Genomic DNA, 25,650 nt, shown 5'->3' on the forward strand with positions numbered 1-25,650 from the left:
ATGTAGATTGCCTTCATTATAGCATAATTTCAAAAAGCATGTTGAAAAGTCGCCCAAGCCCTTAATTTTTCAGACAAAGCATGCTATAATGTAGCTAATTTTTTATAGCGGAGGTAATGTATGGCTATCATTTCCATGAAAAATGTCAGCTTACGTAAGCAAGGGAAAAATCTGCTGACAGGTATCAACTGGACTGTCGAGAAAGGTCAAACGTGGGCTATTCTGGGACTTAATGGGGCTGGTAAAACAACCCTGCTCAAGCTCATCATGGCTGAGCATTACCCTACCGATGGCCAAACGGAGATCTTAGACGTTCCATTTGGCCAAGGAGACATCTCTGAAATCCGCAAGCGCATTGGTATTGTCTCGGGCTTCATCAGCGACCGCCTCTCCCTGCAGATGGTGGCTGAACAGGCCGTTTTAACCGGTAAGTACAAATCTTCCATACTCTACAAGGAATATGGCGAGAAAGATCTGGAAGAGGCTAGAGATATGCTGAGGCGCCTAGAGGGTGAGAAGCTCATCGGACGCAGGCTCCACACCCTGTCTCAAGGAGAACGCCAACTGATTATGATTGCCCGCTGTCTCATGGAAGAGCCGGATATCATCATCCTAGACGAAGCCACTGTCGGACTGGATCTCTTTGCCAGAGAAAAACTGCTCAAGCAAATCGATCGGATCACCGACCTGCCGCAGGCACCTACGGTTCTCTACGTCACCCATCACGCCGAGGAAATCACCCAAAAGATGGATCATGTCCTGCTGCTGAAACAAGGGAGAATCATTGCTCAAGGCAAGAAAGAAGACATCATTACCCTGCCAACTCTGACCGAATTTTTCGATAATCAAGTTTCCATCATTCCGATTGATAACCACCGCTTTTTTATCAAGCCGGAACTATGATACAAAGGGCGAATGCAGATCGGACGAAGATAGAAAATCTGTCTATGGCGACTTGTACCTAAGAACGTTTGCTATAAATTTCGTAGGAGATTGGGAGCCTAAACAATCTCAACTAACTAAAAACAACGGTACTAGGTACTGCACCCAACAAATGAGACACAAGAAAAACACTCCTGTTGAAATCTAGTAAACTAGAACTAGGAGCGTTTTTGTTATGGAAAAATCATTCACACGACCCAATCATAGGCTTGCAAAAACTTATCTGAGTGACCAGAGTCATTTTCTTTGTGGTGGGCCAACTTATAGGCAATGTCCAAACGAAGTAGGAACTCTGCCGAAAGTCCTGTCACCTGTTCCACCCGAACAGCCAGATCCGCCGTAAGAAATTTTTTACGATTCAGCAAATCAGATACATGTTTTTGAGAGACACCAATACGTTCAGCAAAATCACCCTGATTGATATGGTGGTAAGCTAAAAGTTCTGCCAAAGTATCTGCGGCAGACGTCACAGCCGGAGTTATAATTCTATTGTTTTTGTTCAACATAAAAGCAACCCTCCTAATGGTAATCTTCAATACCAAGGATAGATAAGGTGACGATCTCAGATTTCTCAACCGACAGCTCATCATATTCGTCATAACCTTCGAAAATAATTCGCCAATTAGCACCTATATCTACGGCAAATTGATATTGTCTATCTCCTTTTAGTCGGTGCAAACGAGCTGGAGGCAAATAGGAAATCTGTGTTAAATTTTCAGCAGCACTAAATTCACCTAAACGTTGCTGAATTTTTAAAGCTCGCTCCTTACCATAATGTTTAACAAGCTGACGCCTGTCACCTATTATTTTTGTTATTTTACTTGTTTCCCCATAAACTTCCATAACAGAATTATACCAAATCGGTATTGATTTATCAAATAGAACCCACTAGTTAACAAAAATTTACTATTTCTAATTGCAGAAAAAGCAACTGTCTATTTTCAAGGAGCCTTCTTATAATCTCACTTAAAAAATGGTCAGGGCGCCGTACGCTTCCTGACCTAGTCCTATACTTATATATTAACCCAGAATGAGATTACAGTCAATTCTTTTACTGTTATAGTAAGAGCTACTTCAATTTGTGCTTAGTACCCCAGCTATCACTTCTAAGGTAGAACGCTTAGTATTAGCCCTATTATTTGTGTTTTTTTCTAAAACAATATTTTCTGCATTATGAGTAGATTCGCTGAATACATCTATAAATCTACCTAGATTCTTCCAGATGTTTTCATTAATTTTGAACGTACTTAATTTGCCTTCATTATCTTTTAAATTTCTCAAAAACATCTGTTGTTCCGAGTTAAAGCCCATTTGATCTAACGAGTGGACAATCTTATAAAAGGCTTTTCCATTAATATTCTGGTCTAAGAAGTTTTTTCTATGCCCTAGCATATTGTCCATCAAAGTTTTCCTCAGCTCTAAAATATAAGTCGGCTGTTGTTCTAACTCTGTTACAGTTTTTAAGTCTTTATTATAGTATTCAACCATTTTCTTGAGAATTTCCACCTGATTATTGTTATAATCATTGATTAAACTCGTCGCTTCAGAAACTTCAATAAAAGCATCCTTTTTCAAAATTTTTCTTACTCTATTTTCGGCTTCCATAAAACTTAACTCATTCCCACTAGCTATGTTCCATAAAGTAGGAGCTGTTTTTTGTATAAATTTACCATTAACATCATTGAATTCTACTTGGAACAATAATAAGGATTCTTTGTGATTAAAGGAATAAGGGAAAAACTGAAACTCTCTATTTTTTGTAAAATCATCTCCAATTTTTTCATAAAAATCGCGGACACGTTCGCGTGCTTCAAACTCTGATACAGAAGCTAAAAGTTCATCTTGAATATTTTTCTCATCACTGTTACTCTCAGATAAACTTTCAACAAGACCTTTATAGCTTCCTTCATGAACAAAGGGTAACTTGAAGTCTCCTTCAGTGTCAGTAGCCGCTCCTTTTGCTTTATTTTCAAAGCGTTCTGAAAGTTTTAATTCAGCACTGATAATTTCTTCAGAAGGAAAAGCATAGACGCAAATTTTATTTTCACCCTTAATTTTTGGTCTGTCAATCCGCCCAATTCTCTGCTCCAAGCGCATTGGATTGTAGGGTAATTCAATAGTCATAATATGATCAGCATCTTGTAGATTTTGTCCTGTTGAAATAGCATCAGTCCCTATTAGAATCGAAATTTCCTTTTTATCAAAAAGTTCATATGATTTAGAAATAGGGGAAAATCGCCCCAAAACTTCCTTTTTGGTACTTTCGCCATGGTTAATACGGTTAGTACTGCCATGAATCATACCTATACCAGCTTCTAAAATCGCTTTATCTGCTATCATTTCTTGGAAGTAATTTTCCACAGTATCCGAAAACTCTGAAAAAATCAATACTTTTTCACCCTTAGAAATGATTTCTTTAATTTGGTCAATAATTATCTTTTGCTTCTCATCTTGTTTTGAAGTAATTCCCCATTGTTCAAGAATTTCATCTAAACTTTGAATGTCATTACTTGTATCTTCCAACATTTCTGTTAATAATGGAGTAAGTGTCTGTTCCGAAAGTTTTTCATCAATTAATCTGATACGATCACGTTGAGATTTGTTTAAGTCGATTTCATACTCTTCCAAATCACTACCAAAATCAAATCCTTCTTCAGAATCTGTAAAGTCTTCAGCGTAATCTTCATTTACTTTAGAGTAAAAATATTTTTTAACCTGTGTAAGAGTTTCATTTTGTAAATTCAAAATATCTTTTTGAAATAACTCTAACTTATTCTTGATATTTTCCAAACTTTTTCCAAAAGCAGCATTACTAGAATCTACTCTACGAAGCAACTGAAAACGTTGACGTAAGATAACATTACTTTCTTTATCTGAGCCAAAATACTGCCAAACTGTATCCTGGTATGGTAGCTTCAATTCAATTAAGCGCTCTAAAATTTCACTAAGAGATTGTGACACCTCTGGAGAATAGGTGATTGTAAATGGTTCTTCACTTTCCTCAAGGGGAAATTCTCGTCTTGGATATCTATCCGATAAATATTGGTCATTTGCCAAACTAGTTCTTGTACGTTGATAAAACAAATCTTTCCAAAATTCTACGTAAGCATTATGATTATAGTTTCCACTATCTTTAACATCATATAGTAACTTCTCACGATTAGTTAATATATAGTTATAATATTGACGTTGTTTTGGAACTTTATCAATATTTAAAAAGAGCAATCCCAAGCGAATAACATCCTCTCTGGAGTTATTCCACGGTGTAGCTGTTAACAATAATCCTCTAATTGTACGACTTTGAGTTCTTCTTGCGTAATGAATCATAGCTTGCATATTTTGGTAAGCCTTATTATTTTTACGTAGAAAACCTTCATGTGCCTCGTCAATAACAACTAAAGAGTACATTTCTGCATAGGAATGTATTTCTTCCTCAGTTAATCCAGTAAATTTTTGACGCGTGGTAATATCAATTCGAGAAAAGTCTCCTCCAACATTTCCAAGTTCATCTACCCACTGTTCCCTCAAACGATCATTCGCCAAAATTAATACCTTTCGTTTATCATTTTTTAGCAATAAATCTTGAAGATACAATTTGATGATACTAGCGGCTTCTAAGGTTTTTCCTAAACCGACTCCATCTGCTAGAACTTGAGTATCGAACTCTTTTAAAGCTTGGTAAACATGTAAAATTCCATAGAACTGATGGGCAAAATATTTCTTACCGTCTTTACGACTAGGATAAGGTAAATCTTGCTCAATCTCTTTTACCCGAGTAACCAGAGTTTCTGAAGCCTTTTTGCCAAAATATTTTCCTAAATTCCAATAAAAATATTCTACTGGAGTATAAATAATTTTAGGTTTTGAATAATGATCTTTTTGATATTCAAGATCACTCAGTAATTTATCTGCATAGGGCTCAGAGTATTCTGTCCACATTTCATCAAACCACTCCCTAATTGTAGGAAATGAATCCGCAGTAACCATATTTAATTCTCTATTAGCAACAAGGCCACCATAAGTAAAATTAGATGAGCCAATTAAGACACTGTTGCTGATGTATTCGTCAGAGGCCGAAAATAAATAGGCCTTACCATGTAAAAATGCGATATCAGCTCTAGAATGAGTTTCATAAAATTTTTCATCTACAAAAATTTTTACTTCAATACGCCCAGTCTTAATCCACTTGACTAACTCCTGATAAAATTGATTATCCAAAAAGAAAGACTCTGTACTGTAATCAACTGAGCCTTCAGCAATTCCTAAAACAGTTCGTGTATCAGTGTTTTTTGTATCATATTGATTACTTATTAAGAGCTCTATCTTATTTCTTTCTGAGCGCGCAAAGAACTGTCTAAAATCATCTTCTAGCTCAACAATTCCACTTAGTCGAAAATAACCACTGGCAATTCTTATTTTATTGCTATGTTCCATAAGACCACCGATAGCACCTCGCATGGTCCTCAACTTATTATCTATGCGATTTTCAGTACCAATTTCAGGAATATAATTATCTAATGCCATTATTCTCTCCTACACGTTTAATAAATTTTGAGACTGTTGCTCTATTTACACCATAATAACGAGCAATTTTATTAAAAGATAAGCCTGTTTTTCTCATCTCTAAGACTTCTGTTTTATATCTATACAGTTTATAAGTTGAAATTTCAGCTAGCCCTTTTGGCCTCCCTAAAATAACCCCTTCTGCCTTCTTTCTAGCTAATGCTTCTTTTGTACGCTGTGATATTAGGTTCCTTTCTATTTCAGCAGACAAGCCAAAGGCAAATGCTAAAACTTTAGAATTAATATTATTTCCTAATTCGTAACCCTCTTTAACAGTTAACAAAATGATTTCTTTTTCCATTAAATAGTTTAACAAAGACATAATCTGCAAAAGATTTCTTCCCAATCTAGATAATTCACTAATAATTAGGATGTCTCCCTTTTTCAATTGTTCAAGTAATTCTCCTAAAATACGTTCATTTGCCTTCTTTGTTCCACTGATTACCTCAGATGTCCACTCTTCAACCACCATTCCTCGTGTTTTTGCAAATTCTTCAATCTCAAATCTCTGATTTTCTACAGTTTGCTTATCTGTACTCACCCTTATATAACCATAAATCATTCCTTCACACCTGCTTTCTTAAAAGGAGCGATTATATTGAGCAACAAAAAATTCAATGCTCATTCAAAAATGATGAAAGTTGGTTGATTTTATCGCCTATAGAGCAATCGATTAAGCAAAAAATTGAGGCAGTCGGAACACCATTAAGAGATTGGGATATTCGGATTAATCGTGGTATTCTTACGGGTTACAATGAAGCATTTATCATTGATAAAAAGACACGTGATGAATTAATTAAAAAAGATCCCAAATCTGCCGAAATTATACGACCGATTTTAAGGGGCAAGGATATCAAACGATACTCATATGATTTTGCAGATAAATATCTTATTACAACTTATAATGAATATGCAGATGATAATGGAATAGTTCATCCATCAATTGATATAAAAGATTATCCTACTATAAAAGAACATTTAGACTATTACTGGCAACAGATTAATAAACGTCAGGATAAAGGAGATACCCCATATAATCTAAGAAGATGTGCATATATGGACGATTTCAATAAGCCTAAAATTGTATTTTCAAGAATCTCGGGTAATGAGCCTTGTTTTGCACTTGATAATGCTAGTTGTATGATGAACGATACTGCGTATATGATTCTTGGTGATAATCTAGAATATTTATTACACAAACTATGCTCACCTGAATATTGGTTTGCTTTTCGGCGGTTTTATATGGGAGGTGGAATTGAAAAGGAATTCAAACTCGATAATCTTAAGAATTTACCGATTCCTATGCCAAATAGTCAGGAATTAAGATTAACAAGTGAGGAAAGGCAGCTTATAAGTTTAGCAGATAACTCATAATAATTTTAGTTTACTGTTTCAATATACTCTATTTCTGTTGATGATAACTCAAAGATTGAATAAACAATATTATTAGTATTTTTATCAATTTTTTCTATATTGTCACCATTGCCACAAGAAATACGTTTGTTATATAGATTTTCTAAAAGTACTTCAATATCATCTGTCGGGATTGGTATACTTATATTTTTCATAAAATCGGGTCCTTTTCCCCCAGTAGAGTTAGCCCTAGACAAGATAAATTTATTAAATATAGTACTATTTAGTATAGTCAATAAATATATAAGGTGTTTCCCAGTGATTATGTAACACTTGTTATTTGTGACAATATTAGGCTCAACAATACAGGCATCCGTGTTGTTACTGATTTCCCGATATACAATCTTCTGTTTAGAAAAATCGTCCAATTTTTCTAAACTAATGTTGTTATCTAACTCTGTCCAATGATGCTGTTTTGACCCCGGTTTATCAGGGGTCCCTTCGCATTGCCCTCTCTGTCGTAGTTGATTTTCATATTGTGATAAGTAAGAATAGATAGCTGGATACTTTTTAGTAATAATTTCATTTATTCCCTTATATGCAGCAATAACGTAAAGTTTTGCCATCATATAGCTATATCTTTTAATATCACGGCCACGCAAAATCGGTCGTATTAATTCAGCAGTTCTTTGACGCTCATCGTCTGTTTGGCAATTCTCCAGAATTTCATTTCGTTTATCAGCGTTGATAATAAAGGCCTCATTAAAACCTGTTTTAATTCCATAATTAATGGAAATTTCCCAATTTTTTAGAGGTGTCCCTATAGATTCAATCTTTGATTTAATAGATTGTTCAATAGAGGACAAGATAATCCAGCTCTCGTTTCTAACATACGAAATTGATGCCTTGTTCTGCATGATATAATCGCTCATATTTTCTAATCGCTCTTTAGGATTATTTGAACGTTTACTTAGGTCAATGGCTTTTAATTTATTTTGATTAGTAGATTTTTCAAGTACCAATATACTGGTATCTACTGTTGCACCTCCAAACATTCCTGAACCAAGATTGACTAATAATAATGGATTTGTGCGTTCAAGGAAGAAGTTCCGCAATGTTTTTCCATATCCTGATCGTAGATACTTATTAGAAGTAATAAACCCAAGCAAACCATTTGGTTTCAGTAGATGAACACCCCTTTCAAAGAACAATCCATAAATGTCACCTCTCTTCTGGAAACTTTCAAATTCTCCTAAATTACTATAAAGACCTTGTTCTATATCTGAAAAATTGCCTTGCAGCTGAATGTATGGCGGATTACCAAATATAATATCAAAGCCTCCACTATAGTTGCCATTTTTATCAAAGAATACTTCAGGAAGATTAAACTCCAATACTTCCATATGTTTATCAACAAAAACGTTTTCTAAACTTTCTTTTGCATATTTTTTTGATCTGAGGTGTTCAGAAGCCATATCAGCAAAAATTTGTTGTAGTTTAGCTTTTACTTCAAAAAAATCATTGCTTTTTTTAGAGAGCCACTTTTTCTTCTCGGTATATAACTTAGCAATATCATCTTTATAAGCAGCAAACCATTCTAATTTCAAAGATTCTGGTACCAACGACACTAAAGAATTTTGGTGAATCAGCGTTCTACCTATGAGCTCTGGTAGTTTCCCTTGAGTATCTCCCAGTGATTCTAGTGTTAAAGCAAAACTTGAAACAATTAAAGCTTTTAAATCAAGATCCACACCGTAAATCATATGATTAACAGCATATTTCTGAAATTCAATCGCCGATTTAAAATTAGAAATTTTAGGTAATAACTCTTTTATATCTTCTACCTTCTCAAGCTCTGTGTACCAATCTCCTAGTTTGCGTACAGCACCAGCTAAAAACGTCCCTCCACCACTGGAAATATCAGCCATTTTTAGATTTAAAGTATCCCTTAAAATCTTAATTTTTTGATTTTCAGAAGATTCTTTATCGATAAGTTTGTGTTTGATTTCACTAAGTCTTTTCCCAAGAGTTTGCTCTATGATATAATCTGTGATTTGTGCACTAGTATAAAAAGAACCTTGTGAACGTTGTTTTTCATTATCTTTACTGTAAACCCAATTTCCTGCTTCATCTTGAACTAATTTCATCTGAAGTGTCTGTTCGTACTGTTCTCCAATAGTTCCCGGAGTGACATCATCTAAATCAAAATCTAAATCGGTTGAACTAGTGACATTCCAAATAAGGGCGTACTCAGCTTCACTCAAAGTCCCTTCAATTTGTGTTGCAGCTTTTGCAATATCCGATACATAAAGATCTCCACCATACATTTCTTCCATATAAGCTGATTGTTCATCTTGTATCTCTGAAACAGCTTGGATGTCAATCTCATCAGGTAGAAGATCAAAAAGTGACAGTTGTGCTGCCTTCTTTTTCGAAGCAAACAATTCATCTTTTTGTTGCTGATCAAAGTGTGCTTTAGATTCAAGCAATTGGTCTATAGACAGAGATGTTCCTAATCCAATTTTAGCGACAGACTTTTTAGCAAGATCATTCTCATAACCAAAACGCCCCTCTAAAATACGGACCAAAATGTATCGTAATACCAGTGTATCCAATACTGCGGAGATAACATCACCATAACGTTCAGATGATTCATCTGTATAACTAGGCTCCTTGAAAAAAATCTTATTAATAATTTTTCTACACTTGGTATCTTCTTTAATTCTTTTCCAAAAATTAAGGCGCAGAACCCTAGTTTTATTAATAAATTGTTCATCATCAGCTATGGCAAAACGAAAAAGGTCTACTTTAAATCTTTCATCCAATTGGACTAAACCAAAGAAATCATCTTCTACATAATTCTGATTGGCTATTAGGGAATCTGATTTTAATAAATTTAATTTCGCTAATATTTAGAATTACTACGAGATAATTTATCAGGTGTTAGAATTAACCTTTTCCTATAATCTGCTGAATCAAAAATGATGACAATGTTTTTTCCAATTACAATGATGAAATCAACTTCTGCACTTGTTTGAGCCCTTTCGATCATTGCTTGTGCTGCCTCCTGAAAAAACGTTTTAAACTGATTGGCACGTGTTTTAACAGCTAGTTTTTCCTGAGTGGTAACATAAGCAAAAATTCCTTCTAAATCATTTGGTCGCGCAAAAGAAAAAATAGTATCGTTTTCAAATGACTCTTTAATACTCTCGACTTTTTCGATATTAAAGCCAAGATACTCTGCTAAATATTTAATTCCGCTAAAATTAGGCTGAACCTGTTTTATTAATTCTACTACAAAAGAATCTGACATTTTTATTCCCATCTATTCATAATAAATATTATAGATGTATTATATCACGAATACAGTTTAAATATCAGGACCAATTTATTACCGTTCATACTTTATAAGCAAAATTTTAAGTGTAGAATTTCCATCATTCCCTCAACACTTCCTCTAAAAACCATTTGACTTTGCAACCTCGCACCTTTGACTACGGAGCTCGTGATATTCAGAAATTTGAAGAGAGATAATTCCTCTTAACGCTACATCATAAAAGCTGCCAGAGTCATTGCTCTGACAGCTTCTTTGGTTATCAAATCTAATAAAACGGAGAATCATTTATCTCCGACTTCAATGCCTTGATGCCACCGTTGGAGGATGGCTTTCCCTGTTCCAAAGCGTCTAAGGTTGCTATAATCTCATCGAGAAATTCATCAACCTCTTCCTTATTGTAACCTCTAAATTCTGTCGAGAACTTTTTATCCAAGATTTCCTGCTTGGTGATCATTTGTTCGCCTCCTTAATAATGCCTTTGTTTATTCTCTGATAGGAATTCTTTAAAACTCTATTAACACTAGCTAAGTAACCATTTTCACCATTACTAAAAAGATGTCGTATAAAACTTGATTGAGCAGGCCTGTCGTTAATGGCAAGAGTAAATATACTCGCTAATAAATATCACTACGATGCCCAACCGCAAACACTTCTATAATGATTTCATCTTCAAGAATAGTGGCTAGTATTCGATAATCACCTACACGATAACGCCACTCCCCAAATCAATTGGCAGTCAGTCCCTTCCCATGTTGCCTTGGATTATGCGTTCCTTGAAGATTTTTATCTATCCAAAGCAGGATAGATGAACGTGTAAAAGCATCTAATTTTTTAGCTGTTTCAAAACCTCTCTTATTGCTTTTCAAAGGGGGATTGCTTTATTTCAACTTCTCCATCATGACTAAAAAAGGCGGGGTATTAACCTGATTAAGAGGCTGGTAGAGCATGGCTGTGAAGCGGTTCTGATCCAGCTGGCGGACATAGTCTAGGACAGCATCCTTTTCCTGATTGCCACCCTTGTGTCCGTAGTAGATCATAATGGATAAGCGGCCGCCAACTTCTAGGCGCTCTAAAATCTTTCCAATAGCACTCAAGGTTGTATCAGGTTTGGTGATAACTGATTTGTCCGCACTAGGCAGATATCCCAGATTGAAAATAGCTGCGCGGATAGGCTCAGATACATAAGTATCCACTTTTTCATGGCCATCTAGGATCAGCTGGGCATTGGTCAGGTTTTGGTGCGCCAAGCGTTCCCGCGTTTTCTCAAGGGCCTGTTCCTGAATATCAAAAGCGTAAACCTTTTTAGACAGATTAGCCAAAAAGGCGGTGTCATTACCATTTCCCATGGTCGCATCGACCGCGATACTGTCCTTGTCTAACACCTCCGCTAAAAAATCATGGGAAAGCTGAATAGGGCGTTTGATCATAAAAGTTTCCTTACCTGTTCGTTCTTGGTATGTTTTTCTAAAAATTATCCTTCAAGTTTCTCAATCTTGTAAATTCTTGGACATCCTTGGCCATGAGAAAAACATTGATCTGTTTTTCTACTCCTATGGTAGATGGCAGGCTTGGAAGGCCTTGCTCGACAAGGGCTTTCGTCTTGTCATAATAGTCTTTGACGAAAACATCTGTCGTTTGTGTCAGAGCAAATTGTAAATTGGTCAGTGTGTATTCATGACCTGCATAAACCTTAACATCATCCGCTAAACTTCTGAAGAAGACCATAGACTTGTACTGAGCCTTATAGTCTCCTGTAAAGACTCTGCCGCATCCCGCTGAGAAAAGCGCGTCACCAGACAGGAGGTGCTGCTTATCCACAAGATAAGAAATGTGGTCTTCCGTATGGCCTCCCGTTAAAAAGACCTCTATTTGAGACCCATAGAGTTCAATGATGTCGCCGTCTTTGAGGACAGTGTCTACCAAATGACTGACTTCTTTGGGTCCATAAGTTTTGGCGTTAGGATATTGGGCTACAATCTCGCCCATGCCATCGATATGGTCAGCATGAACATGAGTGATTAAAATAGCACCCGCTTTGAGATTGTGTTCTTCTAAATAATCCAAGACTGGCTTGGCTTCCCCAGGGTCAACGATAATGGCTTCGTCCCCCTGAGACCATACCCAAATGTAATTATCGGCTAAGGCTGGTATTGCATTGAGTTTCATAAATTTCTCCTAATTTGTTCTTACTTTTGGCATAGTTTACGGTTCGCCCCTATCGCATTCTGCGGTTAGCCTCATGAGCACGTTTTTGTGGTGAATAAGACAAACCATTTCCCTTATTTGGGATTTAACGATAGTACAATTGCACTAAGGCACTCACGAAATAGATAACAAAGTAGAAATAATGAAGGGGTAAATTCCATTTGAGATAATTCTGTCTCATATCAGTTGAAATTGGCTTACCGCTATTGATGGCCTCTTCACTTTTTGCAAAGCCTGTCACATGATGGCAAACCAGTAATACCATTAGAGGAATAATCCCCAATACACGAACGGTTACTAAAGGGCTGCTTACTAAAAGAGACATTAACCCTAAGAAAAACTGCAAGCTGACACACATACGATAGAGGCTGGCAACTGCAGTATTCCGTCTAAATTGGCTGTAAAAATGTGAAAAACCTTGATCTAGCTCTTGGCGCAATAAATAATTAAAATAAGCACCCAATGTGACCGAATAGGACAGCATAAACCCAGCAATCACAGCCGTCAGCAACAGTGTTAAATCGTAGAACATACTTTATTCCTCGCTAAAATTATGTGAGAGGTGAATGGGGGTGATCATTGCAGCTCAACCTTCTTTATAAAAGCCTCCACTCTTTTTACTCTCTCTTCTCTATCCTTAATTGCCCTATCACTAATTCCATCTTGAAGTAATGGCCTTTTCCTTGAATCCGAACTAGTTATAGCTTCAGTTATTAGCTTCTTTTCTTGTTCCTTACGTTCCTTCTCGCCCATCAATAATTTATCATCCACTGCAGTTTTCAACAATTCAAAAGATAAGGTCAGAGAAACATCATCAATCGTTTTATCCGTAAGACCTCGATAGTTTGGATTATTTCGCAATTCTAATAAATGTTGGCTGGCATGTACGATAACACTGGAGGATTCTCCAATATACAATAATTGTTTTTCATTGTGCTTCGAAAGATACATACCATAAATTCCAGCTTCAACAGCTTTATTTAATTGTCCTTTGAAAAATTCTATTTTTAATTTTTTCTTTTTACCTAACACTTACACCCCTGCCAAGAACCCCGTCTTTCCATTTCTTGGTCGATGGCATTGAGGACTTCCCACTTATTAAGGCTCCACATGGGGCCGATGAGCATATCGCGCGGGGCATCGCCTGTGATGCGGTGAATGATGATATCCTTAGGGATAATCTCCAGCTGGTCGCAAATGATAGAGACATACTCCTCTTGACTGAGGAGTTTGAGGCGTCCTTCATGGTAGTCGCGCTGCATGCGGGTATTGGTCATGAGGTGGAGGAGATGGAGCTTGACTCCATTGATATCATTATCCCGCACCAGACGGCGGACATTCTCCACCATCATCTCATGCGTTTCCCCGGGCAGACCATTGATGAGGTGGGAGACGATTTCTACCTTGGGAGCTAGCTCCCGCACGCGCTTGACAATATCGATATAGAGCTGGTAGCTGTGAGCACGGTTGATCAGCTCGGAAGTTTTCTCGTAAGTCGTTTGCAGTCCTAGCTCAAGCGTGACGTGCATACGCTCTGAGAGCTCAGCTAGGTAGAGAATGGTTTCATCTGGCAGACAGTCAGGGCGCGTCCCAATATTGACACCAACGACACCCGGCTCATTGATAGCCTGCTCATAACGCTCACGAATGACTTCGACCTTGTCATGCGTGTTGGTATAATTTTGAAAATAAACGAGGTATTTATTAACATCTGGCCACTTGCGGTGCATGAAGTCGATTTCCTTATAAAACTGCTCGCGAATGGGTGCTTCTGGTGCCACAATGGCATCCCCTGAACCCGATACGGTGCAAAAAGTACAGCCGCCATGAGCGACCGTACCATCTCGATTGGGACAGTCAAATCCTGCGTCAATCGGCAACTTAAAAATCTTTTCGCCAAACAACTGACGGTAATAGTCATTGACAGTATTGTAACGTTTTTTCATACCTCTTATTATAACACTTTCATTTTTGAGACAAAAATCTCTTCACAAGCCTCATTCCCTTTCAAGAGAATTGCGCAACTTGAATTCAGTTCGTTGCTGCAAAGGGCTAAAAAGAGAGGCAGGACAGAAAAATTCCCCGCCTCCTCTGTTTTTAAAGTTTGATAGCATAGGTGAAAGTCTAAACGCTAAATATCCAGCTTCTCACATGCCAGCAGGCAATCATGTACCCAATTAAACCTGCTCCATTTTTCAGTATTAACCCAACTAATGATTGGCCAAAGCTTTCCTCATTCGAGCTTCATGGATCATGATGTAGATCAGTAAAAATACCGCTAAGATGCAGGCACCGTAAAGGACAGTATCACTGGCTACCCAGCCAAATCTCGCAACTAAAATACCAATCAGGGCGGTTGCTAAGGTTTCACCAAATATATATTGGAAAAAGCCCATGAAGCCTGTCGAGGAACCGACGGCAAATTTAGGCACAACTTCATTGACCATCAGCCCTACCAATGTTAGGGGAGCATAAATTAGAGTCCCCATAATAAAGAGAACAACAACAATCAAGGTAGCATTTTTACTATAGAAATAAGTCGTTAAACAAATCAGTAATCCTATAACACTCGCTAAACAGACCAAGGCACGGCGATTTTTTAGAGAATCAGAAATTGCTCCTAGGAGAATCACACCAGGTACAGAGGCTAACTCAAAAATACCAACCAACCATTTGGAAAAGCTAGGCTCAAAGCCCTTTGACTGAACCAAATAACTAGGAATCCAAGACATGACGCCGTAGCGAACAATATAGAGGGACATTGAGGTTAATGTTACAGCCCAGACCATAGGATTTTTTAAAATATATTGGACAAAAATTTTCCAAAGCTGAAGGTCTGTTAAGTCATCCGCAGCTGCTTCTCCGCTCTCTAAAACAACCGCATCACCTGTATATTCAGCAATAGAAGGAAGTCCCACCGCAGCAGGTCTTTCCGAACCAGCCCAAAGCACAAAAGCTGCTATTAAGAAAGAAACAACTGAGGCTGTGTAAAAGACGGCTGTGATAGAGCCTGAAAAAAGGAAACTGGCGATCTGGACGACTGCAACACAGCAAAAAGCACCTGCGTTATGAGCCGAGGACCAGATGGAAAAAATGGTTCCACGCCAGCGCCTGCCCCACCAAAGTTGGATGGTTCGCTGACAGGCCGCTGCTCCCATGCCCTGAGCGATTGACATCACCAGCATGAGCGCCATCATGACATAAAAATTGCGCGTTGACCCCAAACCTAGATTAAGAAGAGCCGAAATGATCAATCCAGTTGCTAAATAGCGGATGGTATTACTTTTATCACTGAGGGCTCCCATAAAAAGCTTTGAAATGCCATAGCCTACGCCAAAACAAGACAAAACAAGGCCAATCTGAGCAGTTGTATAACCGTAGACCTTCATAATATCATTTTGCTCGGTGGTGAAGATCAAACGAATAATATAATAGCCAATATAGCCTAAGCACAGTGCGGCTAAAACGCCAATCTGGTGCCAGCGATAGCTGCGGGCTATTTTTTCAGCAGGAACTTTTTCTGTAGCATCAGGTGACGGTTGCAAAAATGAAAACATAAGCTGCCTCCTATAAGATAACTAGGGGCCGATTCGCTTTAGCGAAAATGTTCGACAGGAAAATGGGGAACGGCGCCATGTGCTGGCACACAAGGAGTGTTCTCTATTCCTCGAGGAAATTAGGCCCGTGTCCGTTTCATCACGCGAAAGTGTCAGTCCTTATCCCCTAATCAGGGATAATCAGAGTTTTAGGATTCCACCCTCTAGGATGTATGCGCATTCATTATAGTGCTTGCCAATTCGTTTTTCAACAAAGCATGAGCAAAAATTACACAAACGAAAACATTCTATTTTTTCTAAAAAGGGAGTGGGATCAACCTAAAAATTGAAAATTTCGGTCCTCACCACCTCCTGATTTTAAGGTGGCGACCTGAAATGATCTAAAACGATCCCCAGACCGTTTTTGACACTTGCTCTGCAAACTTCATTTCCCGATTAAAAAGGTCTCCCAGACCTTTTAACCCACCCCCGCACAGTTAGCTAGTTTTTCCGCTTTGGCCTTGTGGCAAAGGGGAAATCAGCCAACCACTGCGTCAAAAGTTTATGACAAAACAGCAGGCCTGAACGAGTTCTTGCCCAGCCTCACAAGATAAGCCAATGTTACAGGGTGTTCTGTTCCTCGAGATATTGTTTAACCATCACCTGTTCTGCGTTAAACTGTTCTATCTAAAATAGTTAACATGAAACAGAACATTCATCCTAGTCTCTTCTCACCTTTTCTTATCTATTTCAGTTAAAAATTCTCTAGCAATTGTTTGGCTTTCCAGTCTCAATAAATTCATATCGTTTTTAAAATTGTCAGCTAATGGCGAAAGACTGCCATACCATACGATATTTTCATCAATGACTAACAAATTCGTTGAAAATTTTTCGTCTATTAGACTTACTCTTACCATTTTTTGTTCGAAGCCTTTTAACCATAAAGCTAGGCGGTGTTCCTTAGGAATTTGGAATTCTAGCTTTTTCCCCGATAAAAGTCGCAGTAAGTCATATACCTTACGAGAGGTAAAAGAGTTTATTCTTAGTAAAATACTTGACTGCAACTCTTGTAAGTCTTCTTTAAATACTTTTTCATAGGAAGATGCATCGAATAGACTTTGTTCCCTCTTATCTCCTTCTAGTTGATAAGCCATCTTTTTATAAGCAACTTGCCGCTTTTGATACATTTTTTCAAGGTAAGGGATGTAAATATCAAGATAATCAAAAATCTTTACTTTATCTTTCCCTTTATATGGACGATGCAATCTTCCAGCATATTGGATAAGATTATTTTTCCAAGATAAAGGAGCCCCTAAAATAAGAGTATCCAATTTTGGCAAATCAAATCCTTCACCAATAAATTTGCCAGTTGATAAAAGGACAAATGCTTGATTGTCGTCTAAACCGTTAATTTTTCCAAATTTTTTTGCACATCTTTTCTCTTTGTTCTACCACTCAAATAAAAAACATGCATCAACTGTTTTTGCTGAAGTAATTCTCCTAAATGTTCGATATGTTCGACACGATTGACAAGTACCAGAATTTTTCTTCCCTCTTGATAGGACCGATAGATGTCTTGACCAATCATTTTATTCCGGGTGACATCTTCAGCAAGCCATTGGTTGAGCTCTGAAAAATTCGTACTCTTAGATTTTTCAATATCTAGTTTCCCAAAAGACGTTAAATGAAGCGTAAGGTACTTCTCAAAATTAGTGTCTTCTTTATCTGCAATATGTAAGATTTCACCGATTCTCTGAAAAACAATAGGTTCATGCCCATTCTTGCGTTCCGGTGTTGCCGTTAAGCCGTAAAGGTACTGGCCTGAAAACTGAGCAACAACTTTCTCAAACTGGCGAGCAGTTACGTGATGACATTCATCTACAATCATCATCCCATAGGAGCTAAGAAATTTATCAATATTATCATGCTTAAAAAGCGATTGAATCATAACAACATCAACAAGTCCGCTTGTCCATTTTTTAGCAGCTTGGTATTGTCCGATATGACCAATCCGTTTTTCCCGTCCAGATGGTGTATAGCGCACAGCTTCATCTTCTTCAAAGTAGAGGAAATCGGAAAGTCTATCTAACCACTGTTCTAGTAGTTGACGATTATGAACCAAAACAATCGTTCTCTTTTGGAGGCGGGCAATCAAAGCTGCTCCTAAAACGGTTTTTCCAAATCCCGTTTCTGCGCATAGAAGACCATTCTCCTTATTCGTCATGTCGGATAAAGCTACCTCCTGCTCAAGTCGTAATTGACCTGTAAAAGATACCTGTATGGTCTCCTGACGAGGGCGCTCATCAGATACATTGACTTGTTCAAATTCTTGTTTTATCCGTGTCAGTAATCCTCTCGGAAGCCTCAGCTCCTTATCGTTTTCCTCAAAAAGATAAATGCGTTCTGGTGTTTGGTAGGTTGGTTGCCTAGTTGCTTGCTTTAGATAAAACTCTGGATTAGGAAACGATGCTAAGTTTTTAAGAAAGTAAGCAGTTTTAGTTGACAATGTTGATTTATCAATTTTCAAAACATTTGATAAGCTAAGAGACAGTTCTTTGCTATCCTTTTTTGATTCATTTTCTATAGTTAGCACGTTTTTCAACTGTTTTGAACTTATCCTATTAACATCTTGTAAGTACTTCCACTGATTTTTATAAGGTTTAAAATCACGATCAACGAATACAGTCCGCCCTTCCTTATAACTGTCTCCTTGCAAAGGTAAAGCAATCAAGTTTCCAAAACCACCTTTAGGAAGAAGATCCTGATTAGGAAACATACGATCAAAAGAAGAAAATGAAATAGATTTAGACTCCTGCATGGCTAGTTTTATTATGGTCTTTCCAAAATCTCGAGCTTGTTTACAAGGAATGTCATTGTCAAAGAAAAACCAGACATGGGCACCATTTCCTGAACGAGAAATTTCTACATAAGCTTCTACGCCTTGCTGATCAGCCGCTTGTCTTACAGCCGTTACTGCATCACGCCAATCTTTCTTATCAAAATCAATAGCTAAAAAAGAGCAGGTGTCCGATTGGCTGATAGGGAAGAGGCCGATTCTGTTATTGCCGCGCAAATGATTTTTCAGTACCTCATCTGTTAAAGGAGCATAGGTCCTTTTTTCAGGAGGAAGATTGCGCCAACCGTAGTGATAAGAAGGATAATACTGAATATTCCCCTCTTCTCTTGGTTAATATAGGATTTAGCATAGACATCTCTGCGCCCCTTGAAAAGAGAGAAATATAGTTGCAGCTTTTGGCGAGTCGTAAACTGTGAATACTGGAGTGCAAAGTCGGCTTGTAGCTGGTTATCGTTAATAAGAAATCTTTCCTTGTTATCTTGATATTCCAATAAATTCAGCTGCTCATCGCTCTTATAATATGGAAAACGGGCAAGCTGTTTAACCTGCCTGCCCGTGGATTTTTCGTAATATACAGCCGTCATTAACATCTCCTCCTCATCACTCTTCAATCACTCTAATACCATACCTGTGATACCAATCTCGTGCAATCTTGCTATAGCATTCTTCTTGAAAGTTGTACCACTCTTCTTCAATCTCCAATAAACATACCGTATCTTTGAAACGCCTGAAAGCACCACGCCCTTGTACTGCTTTTGTTAAGGATTCTTGAGCTTTCCCTGATGGCAACTGTTCAATAAAATCCGCCATCATTTTATAGTCGTCAATATCAAATTGGCTTGGCAAAGGAATATACTCGTCAGTTGTTCCTTCTTTAACCGTTTCAACTAAATCAGAATCTGCTTCACCATTAACCATATGATCATGAATCAATAAAAGACTATCAGACTGCCTATCATAATAGTGTTGAAATTCCCAATCACTCATATAAAGACACTCTTTAACATCTGATAACTTAAGAGGCATTACCACTAGGCTTCATCAAGATCCGAAACTACTCAAAGAGGCCAATGAACTATTCAAGGTAGTCAATAAGGTTTGCGGACAATGATCATTGAAAGGCCTAAGGGAAGTTGCTCAATGGAACTTCATAAACAGTCAATTTTCTCTTTTAGCCCTTGCTGCTTTCTTATTTTTAGGCAACAAGCTGCACTAGCCTATCTCCAAGCTGCTAGACTCCATAGGAGCATAGAGTACCTCCATTAAAACCCAGCCTGACGTAGTTCTTCTAACAGGGCACGCTTACGAGGATAAGTCTCCTTCCAATTATGGACTATTTTACTGCCGATCACTTGACCATCAGGGTAGGTGGCTATCTTTTTTAAGTAGTCAGCCAAAAGTCTATAGGTCTTCCGATCAGAGGCTGACATTATCATTTTCGACACCTCTTTAATGTAAGCATCCCTGACTGGGATTGGAAATAAATTTTTTAACGTTTGTTCATACTGATCAAGGTAATAGTGTCGCTGAAAAGGTATAGATAGAATGGCATCCAGCAGCTGACGATATAAGCCTTCTTTATCTAACAGCGCTAAACGTCCCTTTGTGCTCATCTGAGACAGTAAACGTGAACGATAATCCAGCCATTCTTCATGACTAGAGAGCTCTTTTAATTTTTCAATCTTATCTAAGTTATCCTCACCATATTCAAAAACATATTTTATCAGCTCATTCTTATAATCTTTATCAGCTCCTTGCTTCTGATAAATAGCCATTAGAAGCTCACTGTGACGAAGCACCAGTCCTTTATAATTACTGTCCAAGATTTTACTCTCTTTAAGGATGGCAACAGCACGATCTAATCGCTGTTCAGACAAGGCTTTATGAGCCGCTGTCATACGAACCTGTGGGATAAACCAATAGTCTTTTTGGTAAGATTCAATGGCTTCTTGACTATAACCAAGATCCTCCATCAGTGTCAAGCGTTTTACCACGAAATCCTCAAATTGATAAGAAGGATACCGTGAGTCATTATCAGCCTGCCGCTCTTCCAGATGCGCAATAACTTGATCCAGAGCCCATAGTTTTTCTTCCAGATATTCTGGTGTCTGAAAGTGTTCTTCCAAAAAATCTTGAACACATTCTTGTGCAAAACTATCGTTCAAATGGCTAAGCTGATACTGATTAAACCAGATGAACATCTCCTGTCTGAAATCGCTGTCAGCCTGATGATAGATCTGCTCCCAAAGCTGGGAACAATGGCTGAAAAGCGCTCCGATAATCTCACCATTTTCAATTTGTTGCTCGTCAATTTCTGCAAATATAAAGCCAAGCAATTCAAATGCTTCTCTATTAAACTGTTTTTGAATCAAATTTAAAATCTTCTGGTTGAGAAAGTTAACGACATCACGTTTATAGCTTTTTCCTTTAGGCCAATCAATATAACCATACCGGTCGCTGTATTTATTAGCCAAGAACGTAAATTCGGCCTTTAAATGGGCAATCTGCTTTTGACCAATCTTGTTACTGTAGCGCGTCACAAGTAGCATCTCAAGTGATTGATCTGTTTGACACAAATAAGACAGAGCATCTCGTAACTCTTCTTCCGTCAGCTGCGCAATTAGTTCAGATACAGCATTAGTCTCTTCTACGTCTGAACTCTTGATTTCAGTATCATCGCCGATAGCGTATAAAACCGCAGCCATGTGTTTACAATTATGCCCTTCTAAGGCATAAGGACAGTCGCACCACATTTGCCCCAGGGTGTCATTATCAATTTCTAGAATAACTTCGTAATCTTCATTCCCAGACACAGAGGCGCGATACCCCCTTGAAGTTTTGATCAAACCACAAACACAGCCAGCTTGATAATAATCAAATCCCTTATCCAATATCTTATTTGAAAATTGGTCAAACCACATTGTGTCATTCGTCATAAAACTCCTACTCATCTTTATCGTATTCAGGGTATTATTCAAGCTTGCTTACCCTGCATCATCCGTGTTTTCCTTCCATTTTTTGCCATCATTATAGCAAAAAATACGGCTAAACACCGTATTTTTCTGTTAAGGATCTGGTGGATTATAAACTGGTTTTTGAGGTAGGGGGTGACTAGAAGTATAAACAATTTCTGATCGTGTTCCTGCTTACGCAGACAATCATACCAAAAAACCAAACCCAACCTCTCGGATGGACTTGGATAGGAGCTTTACGGTATAAGGAGAACAGATTATTTTAACCTTGAAATAAGCCGAAGAAAATCTTAATTTTTTCCCTTAAATCTATAAACCTCTGATCGTTTGGCTACATGGACATTCATAATAATAAACTTTTCATCATCAACCTGAGCAATGATTCGATAGGAACCTACACGAAAACGAACATAACCTGAAAGATTTCCTGTTAGGTATTTCCCTGGCGCCTTGGGAAAGTCAACGTTTACCAAATGTTTATCAATCCATTTGGCAATCACCTTCTGTGTTCCCCTATCCAGTTTATCCATAGCCTTAAAAAAGGTCGAGGCATAGCGAACCTGATATTTAGCCATAACGCTTCATCATGTCATCATGAGAGTAGGTCACTTGTCCATTATCAAACCACTCCTGCATAGCCAAATCAGCTTCCTGGATATCATAGAGATCTTCCAATTTTTCTGCCAAAACCTGCGCAATAAATTCGGACTTGCTGATATTGTGGGAACTCGTCCATAAAGTCAGTTTTTCATTTAACTCATCCGACAAACGAACTGAAGTTGGTACAGCCATGGTATTACTCCTTTTAAAATTTTTGTTTGTAGTTATATTTTACTACATTTTGATATAAAAGACAAGTTGGATGAGGATGTTTAATTTATAATTTAAGATATGAATCCACCATTTATACCAATATTTTTTCTTACTTTTGATTCAAGTTGTTTATCTTGATAGAATAAAATATCATTCAATTTAGAAATAATTTGTTCTTTCTGTAAAATTGAAATATTATCTATTCCAGTCACCTTCTCACCAATTGACTCTACATATTCTTCAATAGTTTTATTCAATGAATTTAGTTGTGATTCTAAATGACGTTTAAAACCATCCATAAATTCTCTATCTTGGTACAAATTATAATAAAAATTATCAATAATTTTAACAATATAAAATTCTAATATCCCTTCTCCACCAGACCAATAATAGCAACTATTAGAAGTCATCGTATCAAAAAATGTTCTACTAGTGTAATTAGACTCTCTGGTATAATGATTATAGTTCCATTTTAAAATCCATTCCAAGTGAAGTAAACTTGATACCGATATACTATCTATGACATCTGATAAATTTACTTTACCACTATGCAAAAGATATTCAACTGAAACTTGTATGTTATTTTTTTTACCATAGGAACGGTATTTTTCAAAAATTGAATCTAATTTATCAGTAAGAATTAAATACTCTCGACAAAAATAACCAAGCCTTTCTTCTTTACATCTAATCCTCCATTTCAAATTCAAATCTTTAACTGACATCTCCCCATTTCCTTTTATTTTTCCAACAAGTGATTTGCATACTTTAATGGGAAAGTCTCTTTCGATATTAAATCTACTCTTCGGATAAGAATCTTCTTTCCTCGATAATAACCATTGGATATACATAATTTTAAAATCTGACATTAGGTGTTGTTCACCAAATTGGTCAAACCAAGAAAAATCTTTAATTGTCTCATTACGTGTTTTCCATAGCTTATCTAAGAACATTTCAGTAATACGATGATCAATATCTGTCTCGGAAACTATAATCTTTTTAGCTTGATCAAATAAATAATCATGATACTGCTCATCATAATTCATTATTTTTTTTATTTCCGTATCATAAAACTCAAGATTATCATCCCACTGAATTCGGTCTGTATAGAATAGTTGATATAGCATAAAAGCTAATCGGTATTCTTCATTCAAACTTGAAATCAAATCTTTAATCTTTTGGGCTTTAATTTTGTGTTTTCTTTGTTCATCATTATCAAATTTTTTAATTTTACTTTGACTAAAATCCTCAATTCTTCCTCTATCTAAATAATTGAAACAAATTTTAGAATAAAGCATACTGTTTTCATAATCATTTCGTTCACTATTTTGAAACACATTGTAATCAGATAGTCTTTGAAATTTAGGTAAACTTAGATCAACATTCCCATTTTCATACTTGTCTAGAATTGTTACCAATCTAAATTTTAAAAAGTCATACGTATATTCAAAAAACTGATTAGTAGTCTTTCCATGGAATTCTCGAATTTCTTCGCTTACACTTTTTAAAACTTTATCTAAGTCTATACCTTCTTTATTAATTAATAAGTTAAATAAAAATTCTCTGATTTTCTCATCTCTAAGAAACGGCATTTGTTTTATTTCTTCTGGATATTCGATTTTTAAAGTATCTAGAGTTTTATCGGTTTCAATTAACTTTTCAAAAATTCGGATATCTTGTTCAATCAAAAACCTCCATGTACTTGGAGATATCGATTCTTGATAATTCTTTAAAGTATTCCACTTGTTTTTACAGAACTCTTTATAAAATTGAAAGAATTTTACAAAATCTTTTTTCTTATTTTTTTCTATATATTCAAAAATTCTATTTGCCAGATTATAATTTTCAAAAGGCTCTCTTGCAAATATTGTAAAAACCAGTTCATCTATTTCCGAATCATTAATTAACCTCAACCTTTCTGACAATCTGATAGAAATATAATCTCTCACATAATCTCCTTGATGCTCATATACTTTCCAAAACTCATCTGTAAAAAATCGCTGTACATCTATACTGATTTGCTTTTCAAGACCATATATCTCTGTAATTCTTCGCTTATTTTCCTCTTTATTATTCTCTCTCTTTATTTTTTCAGCATTCAATCTAAATATACGGTAAGCAATATTTAGATTCAACTTCAATAAATTTAAATAAATCATTGTTATAACTATATAGCAAGTTTGCCAAAGGTATGGCAATTCTTGAATACTATCAAAATATTCTATCTTATCAATAATGGGAATAAATACTATCAGTGCTAAAAGGATATGAAATGAGGTAGTTCTAGTGAATCGGGGCCAGATTGACTTATCTAGCATGAATCGAGCTTTACTTATCCCTAAATAGTATGACTTATCATTTTCTGTTAGAAATTGTAAAAAAGCTGCATAGATACCATATAGACTAAAAATAGCAAATTCAAATCCAAATATCTCTATTAAACTCTGATTTGATAATTCGACATAAGGGAGTTTCAAAAAATTTTGAATTCCAAAGCCTATGAATATCGTTAACACGAGCACTATTTCACTTATTTCATATAAATAATCTTGGTATCGATTCTGTAATTTATTTTTTGTTTCGATATATTTTAGCACTACTTGTTGAATAATAGGTATAGATAATCCAATTACTCTAATCCCCCATAAAGTATCGCGCATAGCATAAATTATGAGAAACACTATTGGAATCAAGTCGGTCAGATTTTTAAAATTCCATTCATACTGCGTCCATTCCCTCCATAAGAAATATATAAAACCTAAAATTACAAAAATATCAATTAGTCGAAAACCATTAACTAAGCGGCTAACTATATAGAGAACTAAGCAAATGAATATTAATCCAAATATCATGTATAGGGAATCCTTTCTATTTTGTATGATTATACCCAAAAAACACAGCCTTTTGACTGTGCTTTTTGATCTCGCCTACTTTTTAAGCGCATTGATAACACTTTTGGTTATTTTCTTTCCTACACCTTGATTCTTAGGGTGAGTCCTAAGATAGGCATGCACAGATGTTCCTGTATCAGATCTTGTGTAACCGTTTGTATTAACAATTTTTTTATTTAAAATT

General features: G+C 36.6%; 21 protein-coding genes and 2 pseudogenes. 2 read left to right on the forward strand and 21 right to left on the reverse strand.

Features of this window, described 5'->3' with window-relative positions:
* The first annotated feature begins 120 nt into the window (after positions 1-120).
* Positions 121-903, forward strand: a complete 783-nt coding sequence (locus STRCR_RS10155; protein WP_003048898.1) for an ABC transporter ATP-binding protein — start codon at positions 121-123, stop codon at positions 901-903.
* 227 nt (positions 904-1,130) lie between these two features.
* Here the strand turns inward: STRCR_RS10155 and STRCR_RS10160 are convergent, their stop codons facing one another.
* The 4 genes from STRCR_RS10160 to STRCR_RS10175 form a co-directional block, all read right to left on the reverse strand.
* Complete coding sequence (locus tag STRCR_RS10160) at positions 1,131-1,448, reverse strand: HigA family addiction module antitoxin (RefSeq protein ID WP_004229485.1); 318 nt, start codon at positions 1,446-1,448, stop codon at positions 1,131-1,133.
* Between the two features lie 13 nt (positions 1,449-1,461).
* Complete coding sequence (locus tag STRCR_RS10165) at positions 1,462-1,785, reverse strand: type II toxin-antitoxin system RelE/ParE family toxin (protein ID WP_004228048.1); 324 nt, start codon at positions 1,783-1,785, stop codon at positions 1,462-1,464.
* A 231-nt stretch (positions 1,786-2,016) separates the two neighbouring features.
* Entirely contained in the window at positions 2,017-5,466 is a 3,450-nt protein-coding gene (locus tag STRCR_RS10170; protein WP_004228602.1) for a helicase-related protein, read from the reverse strand.
* On the reverse strand, positions 5,453-6,067 hold the full coding sequence (locus STRCR_RS10175; RefSeq protein WP_004226765.1) for a master DNA invertase Mpi family serine-type recombinase: 615 nt from the start codon (positions 6,065-6,067) through the stop codon (positions 5,453-5,455). Before STRCR_RS10175 ends, STRCR_RS10170 begins: the two co-directional genes overlap by 14 nt.
* Before the next feature lie 83 nt (positions 6,068-6,150).
* Here STRCR_RS10175 and STRCR_RS10180 point away from each other — a divergent pair, with 83 nt between their 5' ends.
* Complete coding sequence (locus tag STRCR_RS10180; protein WP_004226298.1) at positions 6,151-6,879, forward strand: TaqI-like C-terminal specificity domain-containing protein; 729 nt, start codon at positions 6,151-6,153, stop codon at positions 6,877-6,879.
* 5 nt (positions 6,880-6,884) lie between these two features.
* Here the strand turns inward: STRCR_RS10180 and STRCR_RS10185 are convergent.
* The 17 genes and pseudogenes from STRCR_RS10185 to STRCR_RS12385 all read right to left on the reverse strand — a co-directional run bounded on the left by STRCR_RS10185 (position 6,885) and on the right by STRCR_RS12385 (position 25,427).
* Positions 6,885-10,171, reverse strand: a pseudogene (locus STRCR_RS10185) (Eco57I restriction-modification methylase domain-containing protein).
* A gap of 289 nt (positions 10,172-10,460) precedes the next feature.
* Positions 10,461-10,649, reverse strand: a complete 189-nt coding sequence (locus STRCR_RS10190) for a DivIVA domain-containing protein (protein ID WP_004225888.1) — start codon at positions 10,647-10,649, stop codon at positions 10,461-10,463.
* A 160-nt stretch (positions 10,650-10,809) separates the two neighbouring features.
* A pseudogene (locus tag STRCR_RS12070) lies at positions 10,810-11,061 on the reverse strand (type II toxin-antitoxin system RelE family toxin).
* 12 nt (positions 11,062-11,073) lie between these two features.
* Positions 11,074-11,622, reverse strand: coding sequence for a tRNA 5-(aminomethyl)-2-thiouridylate-methyltransferase MnmM (gene mnmM / locus STRCR_RS10195; RefSeq protein WP_004226639.1), 549 nt, complete (start codon positions 11,620-11,622; stop codon positions 11,074-11,076).
* A 37-nt stretch (positions 11,623-11,659) separates the two neighbouring features.
* The gene (gene gloB, locus STRCR_RS10200) at positions 11,660-12,361 is read right to left on the reverse strand and encodes a hydroxyacylglutathione hydrolase (protein WP_004228786.1); all 702 of its coding nucleotides are present in this window, start codon (positions 12,359-12,361) and stop codon (positions 11,660-11,662) included.
* Between the two features lie 124 nt (positions 12,362-12,485).
* Complete coding sequence (locus STRCR_RS10205; RefSeq protein ID WP_004230058.1) at positions 12,486-12,932, reverse strand: hypothetical protein; 447 nt, start codon at positions 12,930-12,932, stop codon at positions 12,486-12,488.
* A 44-nt stretch (positions 12,933-12,976) separates the two neighbouring features.
* Positions 12,977-13,432 (reverse strand): hypothetical protein, encoded by a 456-nt coding sequence (locus STRCR_RS10210; protein ID WP_004230075.1) that lies wholly within the window; start codon positions 13,430-13,432, stop codon positions 12,977-12,979.
* Entirely contained in the window at positions 13,426-14,346 is a 921-nt protein-coding gene (gene mnmL / locus STRCR_RS10215; RefSeq protein WP_004225826.1) for a tRNA modification radical SAM protein MnmL/YtqA, read from the reverse strand. The genes STRCR_RS10210 and mnmL overlap by 7 nt, the downstream gene beginning before the upstream one ends.
* Positions 14,347-14,610: 264 nt before the next feature.
* Positions 14,611-15,957, reverse strand: coding sequence for an MFS transporter (locus STRCR_RS10220; protein ID WP_004227131.1), 1,347 nt, complete (start codon positions 15,955-15,957; stop codon positions 14,611-14,613).
* A 710-nt stretch (positions 15,958-16,667) separates the two neighbouring features.
* Positions 16,668-17,276 (reverse strand): hypothetical protein, encoded by a 609-nt coding sequence (locus STRCR_RS12590; protein ID WP_004229267.1) that lies wholly within the window; start codon positions 17,274-17,276, stop codon positions 16,668-16,670.
* Positions 17,277-17,335: 59 nt separating this feature from the next.
* Positions 17,336-19,105 carry a TOTE conflict system archaeo-eukaryotic primase domain-containing protein gene (locus STRCR_RS12580; protein WP_447450078.1) on the reverse strand — a complete coding sequence of 590 codons (1,770 nt, stop codon included), beginning with the start codon at positions 19,103-19,105 and terminating at the stop codon, positions 17,336-17,338.
* Complete coding sequence (locus STRCR_RS12595; RefSeq protein WP_234944264.1) at positions 19,033-19,377, reverse strand: hypothetical protein; 345 nt, start codon at positions 19,375-19,377, stop codon at positions 19,033-19,035. Before STRCR_RS12595 ends, STRCR_RS12580 begins: the two co-directional genes overlap by 73 nt.
* 16 nt (positions 19,378-19,393) lie before the next feature.
* Positions 19,394-19,819 carry a UPF0158 family protein gene (locus tag STRCR_RS10235; RefSeq protein ID WP_004227190.1) on the reverse strand — a complete coding sequence of 142 codons (426 nt, stop codon included), beginning with the start codon at positions 19,817-19,819 and terminating at the stop codon, positions 19,394-19,396.
* Between the two features lie 236 nt (positions 19,820-20,055).
* Complete coding sequence (locus STRCR_RS10240) at positions 20,056-21,729, reverse strand: SWIM zinc finger family protein (protein ID WP_004227030.1); 1,674 nt, start codon at positions 21,727-21,729, stop codon at positions 20,056-20,058.
* 326 nt (positions 21,730-22,055) lie between these two features.
* Positions 22,056-22,340 (reverse strand): type II toxin-antitoxin system RelE family toxin, encoded by a 285-nt coding sequence (locus tag STRCR_RS10250; protein ID WP_004226252.1) that lies wholly within the window; start codon positions 22,338-22,340, stop codon positions 22,056-22,058.
* Positions 22,333-22,557, reverse strand: a complete 225-nt coding sequence (relB, locus tag STRCR_RS10255) for a type II toxin-antitoxin system RelB family antitoxin (protein WP_004229898.1) — start codon at positions 22,555-22,557, stop codon at positions 22,333-22,335. The genes STRCR_RS10250 and relB overlap by 8 nt, the downstream gene beginning before the upstream one ends.
* 92 nt (positions 22,558-22,649) lie before the next feature.
* Positions 22,650-25,427, reverse strand: coding sequence for a hypothetical protein (locus tag STRCR_RS12385; protein WP_004229105.1), 2,778 nt, complete (start codon positions 25,425-25,427; stop codon positions 22,650-22,652).
* Between the last annotated feature and the right edge of the window lie 223 nt (positions 25,428-25,650).

This window comes from Streptococcus criceti HS-6 (assembly GCF_000187975.2).
GTDB classification, from domain to species: Bacteria; Bacillota; Bacilli; order Lactobacillales; family Streptococcaceae; genus Streptococcus; species Streptococcus criceti.

Coding starts and splice junctions, on each gene's coding strand:
- STRCR_RS10155 (WP_003048898.1), top strand. CDS start 121: ATGGCTATCATTTCCATGAAAAATGTCAGCTTACGTAAGCAAGGGAAA.
- STRCR_RS10160 (WP_004229485.1), bottom strand. CDS start 1,448: ATGTTGAACAAAAACAATAGAATTATAACTCCGGCTGTGACGTCTGCC.
- STRCR_RS10165 (WP_004228048.1), bottom strand. CDS start 1,785: ATGGAAGTTTATGGGGAAACAAGTAAAATAACAAAAATAATAGGTGAC.
- STRCR_RS10170 (WP_004228602.1), bottom strand. CDS start 5,466: ATGGCATTAGATAATTATATTCCTGAAATTGGTACTGAAAATCGCATA.
- STRCR_RS10175 (WP_004226765.1), bottom strand. CDS start 6,067: ATGATTTATGGTTATATAAGGGTGAGTACAGATAAGCAAACTGTAGAA.
- STRCR_RS10190 (WP_004225888.1), bottom strand. CDS start 10,649: ATGATCACCAAGCAGGAAATCTTGGATAAAAAGTTCTCGACAGAATTT.
- mnmM (WP_004226639.1), bottom strand. CDS start 11,622: ATGATCAAACGCCCTATTCAGCTTTCCCATGATTTTTTAGCGGAGGTG.
- gloB (WP_004228786.1), bottom strand. CDS start 12,361: ATGAAACTCAATGCAATACCAGCCTTAGCCGATAATTACATTTGGGTA.
- STRCR_RS10205 (WP_004230058.1), bottom strand. CDS start 12,932: ATGTTCTACGATTTAACACTGTTGCTGACGGCTGTGATTGCTGGGTTT.
- mnmL (WP_004225826.1), bottom strand. CDS start 14,346: ATGAAAAAACGTTACAATACTGTCAATGACTATTACCGTCAGTTGTTT.
- STRCR_RS10220 (WP_004227131.1), bottom strand. CDS start 15,957: ATGTTTTCATTTTTGCAACCGTCACCTGATGCTACAGAAAAAGTTCCT.
- STRCR_RS12595 (WP_234944264.1), bottom strand. CDS start 19,377: ATGACGGCTGTATATTACGAAAAATCCACGGGCAGGCAGGTTAAACAG.
- STRCR_RS10235 (WP_004227190.1), bottom strand. CDS start 19,819: ATGCCTCTTAAGTTATCAGATGTTAAAGAGTGTCTTTATATGAGTGAT.
- STRCR_RS10240 (WP_004227030.1), bottom strand. CDS start 21,729: ATGACGAATGACACAATGTGGTTTGACCAATTTTCAAATAAGATATTG.
- STRCR_RS10250 (WP_004226252.1), bottom strand. CDS start 22,340: ATGGCTAAATATCAGGTTCGCTATGCCTCGACCTTTTTTAAGGCTATG.
- relB (WP_004229898.1), bottom strand. CDS start 22,557: ATGGCTGTACCAACTTCAGTTCGTTTGTCGGATGAGTTAAATGAAAAA.
- STRCR_RS12385 (WP_004229105.1), bottom strand. CDS start 25,427: ATGATATTTGGATTAATATTCATTTGCTTAGTTCTCTATATAGTTAGC.